The organism is Bacillus sp. EE-W1 (assembly GCF_009760835.1).
In the GTDB taxonomy this organism is placed as follows: Bacteria; Bacillota; Bacilli; order Bacillales; family Bacillaceae_G; genus Bacillus_A; species Bacillus_A wiedmannii.
Genome location: NZ_WIPE01000046.1, coordinates 1 through 12425, shown reverse-complemented (window position 1 = coordinate 12425; position 12425 = coordinate 1). Strand labels below are relative to the sequence as shown.

General features: G+C 36.4%; 12 protein-coding genes and 1 pseudogene. 1 reads left to right on the top strand and 12 read right to left on the bottom strand.

What is annotated here, in order from left to right:
* Positions 1 to 90 precede the first annotated feature (90 nt).
* The 12 genes and pseudogenes from glpD to GFJ36_RS04595 all read right to left on the bottom strand — a co-directional run bounded on the left by glpD (position 91) and on the right by GFJ36_RS04595 (position 11298).
* Positions 91 to 1773 carry an aerobic glycerol-3-phosphate dehydrogenase gene (gene glpD / locus GFJ36_RS04650; RefSeq protein WP_064473814.1) on the bottom strand — a complete coding sequence of 561 codons (1683 nt, stop codon included), beginning with the start codon at positions 1771 to 1773 and terminating at the stop codon, positions 91 to 93.
* A gap of 133 nt (positions 1774 to 1906) precedes the next feature.
* Entirely contained in the window at positions 1907 to 3397 is a 1491-nt protein-coding gene (gene glpK / locus GFJ36_RS04645) for a glycerol kinase GlpK (RefSeq protein WP_097890536.1), read from the bottom strand.
* A 12-nt stretch (positions 3398 to 3409) separates the two neighbouring features.
* Entirely contained in the window at positions 3410 to 4231 is an 822-nt protein-coding gene (glpF, locus tag GFJ36_RS04640; RefSeq protein WP_088062312.1) for a glycerol uptake facilitator protein GlpF, read from the bottom strand.
* Positions 4232 to 4457: 226 nt separating this feature from the next.
* Complete coding sequence (gene glpP, locus GFJ36_RS04635; RefSeq protein ID WP_000394296.1) at positions 4458 to 5018, bottom strand: glycerol uptake operon antiterminator GlpP; 561 nt, start codon at positions 5016 to 5018, stop codon at positions 4458 to 4460.
* 88 nt (positions 5019 to 5106) lie between these two features.
* Positions 5107 to 5280, bottom strand: a pseudogene (locus GFJ36_RS04630) (helix-turn-helix domain-containing protein); the annotation flags it as partial.
* A gap of 86 nt (positions 5281 to 5366) precedes the next feature.
* A complete protein-coding gene (locus GFJ36_RS04625; protein WP_087985653.1) occupies positions 5367 to 6218 on the bottom strand; it encodes a DUF2935 domain-containing protein in 852 nt (283 codons plus the stop codon).
* Positions 6219 to 6407: 189 nt separating this feature from the next.
* Positions 6408 to 6608: a sporulation YhaL family protein gene (locus GFJ36_RS04620; RefSeq protein WP_000449229.1), complete on the bottom strand. Its 201-nt coding sequence runs from the start codon at positions 6606 to 6608 to the stop codon at positions 6408 to 6410.
* Positions 6609 to 6684: 76 nt separating this feature from the next.
* Positions 6685 to 7557 carry an alpha/beta fold hydrolase gene (locus GFJ36_RS04615; protein ID WP_157349504.1) on the bottom strand — a complete coding sequence of 291 codons (873 nt, stop codon included), beginning with the start codon at positions 7555 to 7557 and terminating at the stop codon, positions 6685 to 6687.
* A gap of 239 nt (positions 7558 to 7796) precedes the next feature.
* Positions 7797 to 7988, bottom strand: a complete 192-nt coding sequence (locus GFJ36_RS04610) for a hypothetical protein (RefSeq protein ID WP_097890543.1) — start codon at positions 7986 to 7988, stop codon at positions 7797 to 7799.
* Positions 7988 to 9076: a response regulator aspartate phosphatase gene (locus GFJ36_RS04605; protein WP_097890545.1), complete on the bottom strand. Its 1089-nt coding sequence runs from the start codon at positions 9074 to 9076 to the stop codon at positions 7988 to 7990. The genes GFJ36_RS04610 and GFJ36_RS04605 overlap by 1 nt, the downstream gene beginning before the upstream one ends.
* A 256-nt stretch (positions 9077 to 9332) precedes the next feature.
* Positions 9333 to 10310 (bottom strand): ring-cleaving dioxygenase, encoded by a 978-nt coding sequence (locus GFJ36_RS04600; RefSeq protein ID WP_088080549.1) that lies wholly within the window; start codon positions 10308 to 10310, stop codon positions 9333 to 9335.
* A gap of 43 nt (positions 10311 to 10353) precedes the next feature.
* Positions 10354 to 11298, bottom strand: a complete 945-nt coding sequence (locus tag GFJ36_RS04595; protein ID WP_088121561.1) for a ring-cleaving dioxygenase — start codon at positions 11296 to 11298, stop codon at positions 10354 to 10356.
* A 429-nt stretch (positions 11299 to 11727) separates the two neighbouring features.
* On the opposite strand from GFJ36_RS04595, the gene GFJ36_RS04590 reads away from it, so the two are divergent.
* On the top strand, positions 11728 to 12240 hold the full coding sequence (locus tag GFJ36_RS04590) for a hypothetical protein (protein WP_098649389.1): 513 nt from the start codon (positions 11728 to 11730) through the stop codon (positions 12238 to 12240).
* Positions 12241 to 12425 lie beyond the last annotated feature (185 nt).

The following is a 12425-nucleotide window of genomic DNA, read 5'->3' as shown; positions in this document are numbered from 1 at the left end:
GGTTTCACCCGTAACACAAATCAGATGGAGCCTTCTTGCCGAAAAGGATAAAAAACACCTGAAGAGGTTCTCTTCAGGTGTTTCTCTATTTTACGCTAATGCAGCTGCTTGTTCTTGTTGATCTACAGGAATGACAGCGTCTGTTAATGCTTTTTCTAATTCTGCTGTGTATTTCATTTGCTCTTCTTTGCTCCAGCCTAGTTTCGCAGCCATGTAGTTGATTACTGCTTCTTTCCACTCGTATACCCAGTGGATGTTGAAGAATACAGCGCCTCTGCGGCGTACGAAGAAGTCGACTGGTTTTGCTGTCATTTCGTAATCCATTGCGTATACAAGTGGGATTAGAACGTCTAGCGGCATGTTGTATTCTTTCGCTTCGTCTTTATGTTTTTTCGCTAAGTCGAATAGTACGTCTACGTTAGAGCCGTAGAATTTCGCAAATTCTTCTGCTTGTGCTTTCGTTAAACCAGATTTCGTACCTTCGTCTGCTTTTTTCGCAACGAATGCTGGGAATCCGTGTGAACCACTTACATGTCCACCAGAGATTGGCATATGTTTCGTATCGCTCTTCGGATATGCACTATGACCTTCTTTTTGTAGTAGGTTCGTTACGTAGTCTACTACCATTTCAGCCATTTTACGGTATCCTGTTAATTTACCACCTGCGATTGTAATTAAACCAGATTCAGAAGTCCAAATTTCATCTTTACGAGAAATTTCAGATGCATTCTTACCTTCTTCATAAATTAACGGACGTACACCAGCCCAGCTTGACTCCACATCTTTTTCTGTAATTTTTACACTTGGGAACATGTAGTTAATCGCGTTAATGATATATGTGCGATCTTCTGTTGTCATGTGCGGTACAGCTGCGTCTTTATCATAGAACGTATCTGTTGTACCTACGTATGTTTTTCCGCCGCGAGGAATCGCGAACACCATACGTTTATCTGGTGTATCGAAGTAAATAGCTTGCCCTAGTGGGAAACGTTTTTGGTCAATTACTAAATGCACACCTTTTGATAACTGAAGTACTTTCCCTTTTTTTGAGTTATCTTTTTCACGAAGTGTATCTACCCAAGGACCAGCTGCGTTTACAATTTTCTTACCATACACTTCATACACTTCGCCATCTAGTAAATCGATTACACGTACACCGCATACTTTTCCATCTTTATATAAGAAACCGTCTACTTTTGCGTAGTTAACAGCCTTCGCACCGTGTTCAATTGCTTCTTTCATTACTTCAATTGTAAGACGCGCATCGTCTGTACGATATTCTACGTAGTAACCGCCGCCTTTTAATCCTTCTTTTTTTACAAGAGGCTCTTTGTTTAATGTTTCTTCACGGTTAAACATTTTTCTGCGCTCGCTTCGTTTTACGCCTGCTAAGAAGTCATATACACGAAGACCAATTGATGTACTGAATGATCCGAACGTACCGCCTGTATGGAACGGAAGTAACATCCACTCCGGTGTTGTTACATGGGGACCGTTCTCATATACGATCGCACGCTCTTTTCCCACCTCTGCTACCATTTTCACTTCAAGTTGTTTTAAATAACGTAGACCACCGTGTACAAGCTTCGTTGAACGACTTGATGTACCTGCTGCAAAGTCCTGCATTTCAAACACAATTGTTGATAACCCGCGTGTTGCCCCATCTAATGCAATACCAGAACCAGTAATACCTCCACCAATTACGATCACATCTAACTCTTGTTTATTTACTCCGTTTAATACGTCTTTACGTTGTTTACTTGAAAATTTCATGGTAATTCCTCCCTTTGATAACGAAAAAAGAGACCACGAACTCCGCTATAGATTTCGCCTCTATAGCGTGTTGTGGTCTCTCCAAATCTCCTACCGAATTATTAACTTGTCACCATTATAACACTGTTTATGATTATTTGAAAGCTTTTGTTGCTTCAATCGCTTTTTTCCATCCAGCATATAGCTCTTCGCTTGTTTCCGCTTCCATCGTTGGTTCAAAGCGTTTGTCCATATGCCACTGTTCTTTAATTTCATCTTGGTTTTTCCAATATCCAACCGCAAGACCAGCTAAGTACGCTGCACCTAGAGCTGTAGTTTCATTGATCACCGGACGCTCTACAGGAACGTCTAAAATATCACTTTGGAACTTCATTAAGAAGTTATTTTTAACTGCTCCACCATCAACGCGTAATGTTTTCAGTTCAATACCTGAATCTGCTTCCATTGCACATAATACATCTTTCGTTTGGTATGCTAAAGATTCTAGTGTTGCACGAATGAAATGCTCTTTCGTCGTACCGCGCGTTACACCAAACATAGCGCCGCGTACTTCACTATCCCAATAAGGTGTTCCTAGTCCAACGAATGCTGGTACAACATATACACCGTCAGTTGATGCAACGCGAGAAGCATACACTTCACTCTCACTTGCATCTTTAAACATGCGCATTCCGTCACGTAACCATTGAATTGCAGAACCTGCTACGAAAATACTTCCTTCTAATGCGTAGTTTACTTTACCATCTATACCCCATGCAATTGTTGTTAATAGGCCGTGCTCAGAAGCTACTGCTTTTTCTCCTGTGTTCATTAACATGAAGCAACCAGTTCCGTACGTGTTCTTCGCCATACCTTCACCGAAACAAGCTTGTCCAAATAATGCTGCTTGTTGGTCACCAGCTACACCTGCAATCGGTATATTTTGACCGAAGAAGTGATAATCAATTGTTTCTCCATATATTTCAGATGATGGACGTACTTCTGGAAGCATGCTCTTTGGCACTGTTAACATATCTAGAAGCTCATCATCCCACTGTAAGTCGTGAATGTTAAACATTAATGTACGTGATGCATTTGAGTAATCCGTTACGTGCGCTTTACCGCCAGACAATTTCCATACAAGCCACGTATCAATTGTTCCGAATAATAGATCGCCGTTTTCTGCTTTTTCTCTTGCACCTTCAACATTATCTAAAATCCATTTTACTTTCGTACCAGAGAAGTATGCGTCAATTAAAAGACCTGTTTTTTCGCGAACCATTTCGCTATAACCTTTTTCTTTTAGCTCATCACAAATTTCAACTGTTTGACGAGATTGCCATACGATTGCGTTGTAAATTGGTTTTCCAGTCGTTTTATCCCATACAACCGCTGTTTCACGTTGGTTCGTAATACCGATACCAGCGATTTGTTCTGGTTTTACATCTGCTTCACTTAAGCAAGTTGCGATAACTGCTAAAATAGATCCCCAAATTTCTTGTGCGTTATGCTCTACCCAGCCTGGCTTTGGAAAATGTTGTGTAAATTCTTTTTGAGCTGAATGAACAATTTCACCTTTTTTATTGAAAAGAATTGCGCGTGAGCTAGTTGTTCCTTGGTCTAAAGAAAGAATATATTTTTTCATAATGGTTTCCTCCTATGCTACTTTTCTACTATTTGTAGTGCTTTCACTTTTTTTACTTGTCATATAAGAGATTGCTAGTACAATCACAGTTGCAATAATCACATAAATAAGTGCTGCATTTTGTTTTCCTTCAAATACAACTTGATGGAATAATCCTGCAAGTGATCCACCTAGAATTGGACCAACTACTGGAATCCATGCATACTTCCAGTTCGAACCGCCTTTTCCTGCAATCGGAAGGAAGAAGTGTGCGATACGCGGACCTAAATCACGAGCCGGGTTAATCGCGTATCCTGTCGTTCCACCTAATGATAAACCAATACTTACAATTAAGAAACCTACGATAAATGGATTTAAACCATCTGCAAATTTATTTGCTCCAATTGCTAATATACCAAATACTAAAACGAATGTTCCAATCATTTCACTTAAAAGGTTTGCAAATGTGTTCGGAATTGCTGGACCTGTTGCAAATACGCCTAACTTTGTTCCTGGATCTTCTGTTTCTTTCCAGTGTGGTAAGTAATGTAAATATACGATAACTGCCCCGATAATTGCCCCAATCATTTGTGCTGCGATATAACCTGGTACGTCACTCCATGGGAACGCTCCCTTAAATGCTAGTCCTATCGTTAAAGCCGGATTCAAATGTGCCCCACTAATTGATCCAACTGCATACGCTGCCATAGCAACTGCTAAGCCCCAGCCCATTGTAATAACAATCCATCCAGAATCTTTCGCAAACGATTTCTTTAAACTTACACCAGCACAAACGCCGCCACCAAGTACGATTAACAACGCTGTCCCTATTAATTCCCCTAAAAATGCTGACATAAAATCCCTCCACAATCAATTTAAATGCGTTCAAATGTGATAGAGGTAAAATGAATGGCCATTCGTTTTTTCAAAAGAAAAAGATCCACAGCTTACATGCTTCTATATAAAAATATATAGAAACAATAAAATGTGGATCTCTTCTTTTCTCCGTCACGTTTATTAACTTGTCTATAATGTTAACCTTTCATGAAAGCGGTGTCAACAGAATTTTTTCACATTTTCGTCACTTTTTTTGGTAATGTTTCCATAGTTCTTTTTTTGATGTCGTAATTGCTGTCGCACCAGCACTTAAAGCTCTTTCAACATCTTGCACAGTACGAATGAAACCACCCGCTAAAATCGGGACACCAGTACGCTCTTTCACTTCAGCAATCACATCCGTTAGCGCACCAGGAAGCACCTCTATATAATCCGGCTTCGTCTTTTCTAGCAAATTACAGCTCTTTTCCATCGCGCTAGAATCAATTAAAAAGATGCGTTGAATTGAGACGACACCCTTTTGCTTCGCCTTCATAATCACGCTCGCCTTTGTCGACAGTAACCCGTACGGTTTATATTCTTGGCATAAAAACTCCGTCGCATGCCCATCACTTTGTAATCCATGGATCAAATCAACATGTAAAAACACCTTTTTACTATGCTGCTTCGCAAGTGACACAACACTCTTCAATTGACCAACATGAATATCTAAAATAACAATATACTCATATGAACTATGTAATAGCTTTTCCAAATCTTTAATTTGCCTCACTGCCGGCAAAATCTTCTGTTCATGAAATTCCATTCTAAATGTCCCCTTCTTTATGTCATCCTATCCTTTATAGTACACAATTTGAGTAGAAAGAACAGCTAGTGCGGAGAAATTATTTCCTCTATCTATATATTTTCTTCAACTTATCAGAAGCCGTGCCACTTATAACCATTAATATGAGGGGTAAAAAATTCATTACATACGGTGCATCTGCTACAAGTGTAATGCTCGCTCCGGCAAACTTATTTAACATCCATACAACGATTTTTGTAAGAAATAAAAATACGCCCATCATAGTTTCATTTTCATCAAAAAGAAAAGAAGCTAACAATAAATTGTTAACTTCTCAGCTGAAAGTAAAATATTATCTTTCTTTATCTTCTAATATCTAGGTTGGGATTGAATATTTGTAAGGTGAACATCATACATATCAATGATTTCAAGAAATCTATCAGCTTCACGGAAAACATGGTCTGCTAATAATGGATGAATGATACTCTTTATTTTACATTGCTCAATTAAATCACGTGCTGTTTTCTTAAAATCCCGAAGAGATGCAACCGACACACGATTTTGATCTAAAAATTGATCTAAAAGTGGGACTGTTTGAGATTGTGGTTTCATAGATTCTAAGTCAATTGCTTGATACATCAATTCATCAAAATCATTGCTAAAATTCCGCGCTGTGTCTACAAGCTTTCTTTCCGATGGATCAAGAAGATGACCAATAAATTTAGCATGGTCTGCCATAATCCTTAAAAAGAAAACATTTTCTTTAATAATAGCATCAGGAAGAGCATCTAATTTCCCTTCATTTAATTGTATTAAACGTTTTCTAAAATAATCAGCTTCCCTACTTGTATGGTCAACTAACAGCGGAAAGTTATTTTGTCCTGGCAATTTACATGTGAGAATTAATCCTAAAATTTTTCGTTTAAATCCCCAAATATTAGTTGCGGCTTGTTGTACTTCTGCATTAAATCTTTTTATTTGCTCAGGATCTGTTTCATTTGTATAGGAATGCGCTATTTGTTCAATATGTTCAAACAATCGATAAAATTGATTAGCCTCTTCGATTAGTTGCGTATCCTCGCATCTAAACCCTAAGCGAAGAAAAAAAGAATGCTCCTTCATGATTCTAGACCAAAAACGAATTTCATTTAATGAACGCTCAACAAACATTACAGACGTAACACCCGTATCAGGATGTAATGATGTTTCATCCCTATGCATTGTTAATCCCTCCCGTAGATACTGCGCTAGTTCCATTCTTATGAGGAAACATATATATAAATACCATCAATAAAGGTTCATGATGAATTTCGTATACATATAATATTAAATATAACCCGCTCCCAAAAAGAAAAAAGGCTACCACCTAGATGTAAAGTTCTACTAGGTAGTAGCCTTTCAAAATTTCTATTAAAGCAATACCGAATCTTTATCACTATCCTGATTCCGCTTCTCTCGCTCTTCTTCTAAACGCTTCATATATACTTCGCCTTCTTTTTCGATAAACTCATTATCCATCTCTTGCTCTTTTTTTGAAGTATATAAAACCATGTAGCCACTTAATACGATCCCGACGATTACAAGATACACCCACCATGGTAAAGTTTCCACGCAACTTCATTCCTTTCCTTAGACAAGCCTTATTAGTTTCACTGTATGAGGAAAGAAGTGGATTTATGCTTAAAATTTATTGCGGATTCTTCGCGAAGAACGCTTGTACATATTCCATAAACTCTATTGGTTCCTGGCGAAACGGTGCGTGGTATCCTTTTTCAATGATATGGAACGTACTATCCGCAAATAGCTCATGATACAGTTCACCATTTTTCCAAGAAACGCTCTTATCGTGTCGTCCCCATATAATTAAAGTCGGCACCTTAATTTTATCGGCCTCCATCGCGATGCGGCGCTCTCTCATTTTCGTAAGCTGATCATAATGCTCTTTATCGTCGCGACTATTTTTCACTGCATTTTTATTATAATCTGTAATCTCTGTTACAGTTTGTAAATCCGTTGATAGCGGCGGCACTTCATAGCTTTCTTTTTGCTGGAAAGACTCGATCCCTGTAGAATCCGCTAAAATGAGATGCGTTACTGCATCCGGATATAAATACGCTAAATTTAGAGACATCTCTCCGCCCATCGAATGACCAAGTACTGCGAATTGATCGTATCCAAGTTTCTTCATTAGTTTATAATATAAATTCACTTGCGCAGGAAACGAATACTGAAAATCAACCGGCTTCGAAGAACGTCCAAATCCTAAAATATCAACCGCTATAATCGTATGATCTCGTGCAAGTTCCGGATAAATATCACTAAATCCATCAGATGAACCACCAAATCCGTGCAGCATAAGTAAAGGCGGCTTCCCCTCACCAATTTGCTTAAAATAAATCGTCTGTCCATCAATTTGCGCCATACTCTCTTTCGTATTCAGCTTCATCATAACAGTATCTTTCACTTCTTCAACTTTCGCAATCGGCTTATCAACGAAGTTACATACGATTAATAAAACAAGCACAATACCGCTAATAAAATAAAATTTAAACCGTTTCAAAATTCCCGTCTCCTTTCTCTTGTTGCTATTTAAAGTTTTTACATTATTTGGTTGTTTTATGATTATTTTTAATTGTAACTAAAGTAGTTACAATTATATTAAAAAAATATTACTTACTTCTATTAATGATGGTCATTTCGTAACTATTATAGTTACACATTTAAAGTAAGTCAATTCTTTTCTCTACATGGCCTGAAAATAGAAAAAGGGACTTCATGTTGAAGTCCCTTTCTTTGTTATTATAGTTGGCTTACTCCGCCGTCTCCTCTATTATCTGCTGGTGCTCCTCCTGTGTCGCCAATATTAACGTAGTCTGGTCTTGCTGGTGCTCCTCCACCATCTCCTTTATTAAGTGCAACTGAATTAAAATCATGAAATCCTAGAGATAAAGTAAATGCGAACCCTATTACCGTTAATACAATTTTTTTCATTATTTTAACGCTCCTTTTATCATTTGTTTTTTTCTTGCTTCTTTACTCATATGATAATATTCGCTAGATTTTTCATGATTGTTTTCATAATAAAATTTATCTGCTAAGCGTTCCGTATACTCTTGAATACAATCAAATAATTCTTCTTTTTCAAAATAAGAAATCGCATCTAAAATAACATTCTCAAACTCACCAGTAGTCGCATTCATTTTATTTAAAATCATGAATCGGTATTGATACTCTTGATTTTTTAACTGATTACAAATACGTAACCCTTTATTTATTAACGACTCTGCTTTTTCTAATTCATTTAGTTTTAGGTATTCGTCTGATTCCAAGTATAGTGCTCGAAAATGATTAGGAGATTTCTTTGTTACTTCTGATAAGTGACGGATAGCTAACTCAGATAAATTTTGATTCGCGTACAATAAACCTAAATTATTTCTAACCATTAATATATATTTTTCATGATTAACTTGTTGGAAAACATTCAATGCTGTATTAAATGTTTCTTCAGCGAACTCGAATTGTTGTAAATCAATATAACACAACCCTAACATATTTTCGCACAACGCAAGATTAATTTCATAACCTGGTTGTTTTAAAAAATCCTCTTTTGCTGTTTTTATTTGATCAATCGCTAACATTTGTTGATATGATTGGTTATAAAGATATCCATAACGATAATGAAACTCCGCATGTTCTATCGGATCTGCAATATATTTCAATAACTTCTCAGCTTGCTCATACTGTTCTTTCGCTTCGTTATAATTTGAAATTAATGTGCAATGAAACCCTTTAAAGAAGTGATAATAATAAGCTAAAAAGCCCTCTATTGGAATTTCGAAAGATTCCACTTTATCAAAACTATCTTCTCTAACCCCAATCCAATCAACCAATGCATCATATCTAAAATTCAACAACGCATGATAAAGCAATACATCCTGATCCACATCCAAACCACTAATCTTACTTTCAATCTCCTCTTTCATTTCCGTAGCTTTCTCTATATTTTGCTGCAACATTACACGATACCAATCATCTAAAGAATGTTTCATTTGCTCCCGCGTTACTACATCTGCTCCCATACACTTACATCCCCTTTTCTCCAAAATTGCAAAATTAGGATTTTTATACAATTATCAAAATTGTATATTACCACTCCTTTTCTATGCATTGAAAAATAATTATCAGAAAATTTAATATTTTAATTAATTATACCAAAGTTTTCCTTTTTAATAACTTGAGAAATAATTGTCAGAAAACTTACTAGGATAAATAAAAAAGCAAGCAGTTCCAGCACTCCGCTAAAACTACTTGCTCTCCTACTTACTATCTCTATTTTTACTCTTTAATAAATTCCTTCGTACTTCTCACTGTATCAATTGGACGAACTAATTTTTCAATTTCTTCACGTTTTGGCTCTAGAAATGGAGGTAAAGATAATTTTTCGCCAAGTGTTTCGTATGGCTCATCTCCCATAAATCCTGGGCCATCTGTTGCAAATTCAAATAAAATTTGTGGTGCAACTCTTGCGTATAATGACTCGAAGAAGTGACGATTTACATAGCCAGATGACGGAAGTCCAACGCTACCGATTCTCTCAATCCACTCTTCTAATACAGCACGATCTTCTACGCGGAATGCAGCATGGTGCACTGTACCAAAACCTTGTTGTGCTTCAGGAAGAACCGTATTATGTTCTACAATGACAGAAGCACCGTTTCCACCTTCGTTTACTTCAAATAAATAGAATTCTCCTTCTTGAGCAATCTCTTTAAATAATAGAACTTTTTCTAACACTTCTTTAAAGAAACTAAAGTTTGAAATGCGGATAAATACAGGGCCTAAGCCAGTAATTGCATATTCTAATGGAACTGGACCGTTTTGCCATGGTGTACCTGATTCTATCCCGTTATCTAATTCATCTGAGATTAATTGATAGTGTTGATCATCAAAATCAACGAAAGAAAGAGTTTTCTTACCAAATTGCTCTTTAATGCCTGTATGTTCTACTTCAAGACGGTCAAAACGTTTCACCCAATACGCTAGTGCTGCATCAGTTGGAACGCGGAATGAAGTTTTTGAAATTTCATTTGTACCGTGTACTCCTTTTGGAACACCTGGGAAGTCAAAGAATGTCATATCTGTTCCTGCACTACCTTTATCATCTGCAAAGAATAAATGGTACGTTTGAATATCATCTTGGTTTACTGTTTTTTTAACTAAACGCATTCCTAAAACGTGAGTGAAAAACTCATAGTTCTTTTCTGCACTACTTGTAATTGCTGTAACGTGGTGAATTCCTTTTAATTGGTTCATTTTATATTCCTCCAATGGGTTTTAAATTTTATTTTCTCTTCTATTATTTCTCTTCAATAGGTGCTAATTTCGCTTCAATTTCTGCTCGCTGATCTTCTAAGAACGGCGGTAAATCAAGTTTTTCTCCTAAATGCTCTACATCGCCATCAACTGTAAATCCTGGTCCATCTGTCGCAATTTCAAATAGGATTCCGTTTGATTCACGGAAGTATAAGCTTTTAAAGTAGAAACGGTCGATAATGCCTGAAGAATGGAAACCTTTTTGTATTACCTGTTCTTCCCAATAAGCAAGCTCTGCATCGTTCTTTACACGAATTGCTAAATGATGAATGCTACCGCGGCCTGGCTTTTCAGTAGGACCATCTAAATATTTCACAACGATTTCTCCGAAGGCTTCTCCTTTAATAGACTGGAAAATCGCTTCTTCGTCGCTTCGGCTAACTTCTGTATAACCAAATATATCTGTTAATGTATTCGCCAGTTTATCAAGTCTACGCACTGTCATTTCTACAGAACCCATTCCTTGAATTTGATGTTCGGCAGGAACTTCTGATTTCTCCCAAGTTTCCCAGTGCTCCACTTTTTCTCCGTTTGAAACGAGTAGCACGAGGCGAAGACCTTCAGCATCCTCAAATTGTAAAGCAGGACGATTTGCATATGTTGTCATTTCACTATGTTTCACATCAAATTTCTCAAATCGTTCTTTCCAGTAATGTAAGCTTTCCTCTGACGGAACGAGTAATCCGATTCGCGTAATTGCATTCGTACCACGGTACGTTTTTCCTACTAAAGGCATTTCAAAAAACGATAGTTCTGTACCTGGACTTCCTGTTTTATCTCCGTAAAATAAGTGATACATGGACGGATCATCTTGGTTTACCGTCATTTTCACACGGCGTAAACCAAGCACGTTTTTATAAAAATGGTTATTCTCACTCGCGTTTTTTGTAACCATTGAAATGTGATGATGCCCTTTAATTTCATACATTGATAATTCCTCCGTTTCATTTTACTAGTCAAGTGATATCTAAAAAATAATATGCTTCTTAGCTTTTCAATTTATTCTCATTATGTTTTTGTAAATTCATCTTAGTTTTTACTAAATAAGTTACTTCGTTTTTTTAATCGAAAGCAAGTGAGTGTATGTTTTTCATATGACTCAATCGCTTTCGTTACTATCACTTTACAACTCAAGTGATTAAAAAGCAAGTTATTTATCTCAAATTCGAGATATTTTTTTATTGGATAACATTTTGAACTGGAGAATGATAAAGTGAAGGCTAATAATCAGTGGGGGTTTTACTGTCCATTAACGCGGGATAAAGTATTCATACGAAGAGTAGACAACTTCTCCCCTTTAAAAAGGTTTATTACATGGTGAAAAGGAATATTATCCATAAAAGAAAGGGGTTAATTTATGAATAAAAATATATCATTACTGACCTTATCATTATTCCTATATCTATCCGCTTGTTCGACTGAGACAAACACTGGTAGTACATCTACTACTGAACAACCAAAAGTAAAAACTGCCTCAATACAACAAGAGGAAAATCATAAACCTATTTTCTTTCAAGGAAAGGAAATAAAGAAAATTGAGCTTATATCCGCTAAGGTAAAAAATAAAAAAGCAGTTATAAATCTAGAGTTTGATCAAATTATTAAATCCATGGAACATACAGGAATAGATAAGGATCGAGAAAGAGTTATTCCTCTTTTGCTAGATGATGAGGCTAAAGCAAATATTGATTATCAAATGAATGTAAATTACCAAGATCGTTCCAATGAAACATATTTAATTTGGCTAGAGGATAAAAAAGTTATAATTGCTCGTCAAGATAATGAAGAACAAAAAAATCTAGAACATTACATAATAAGGGATACAGATGCTCAACAAATATTAAGTTTATTTAAGAACAATGTAGAATAACAATAAGCTGCCCATATGGACAGCTTATTGTATTTTTTCTGAAATGCTGGCGGTACTCAATTTAAAAGTTGATATGCCCCCATTCTAGTGGCAAGATATGTTTTATTAGTTCTTCGTTACACCCATGCGTACTTCTTAACTATTTTATTTCATTTTTAATAAAGTGAAACTTTAATCAGTGGGGG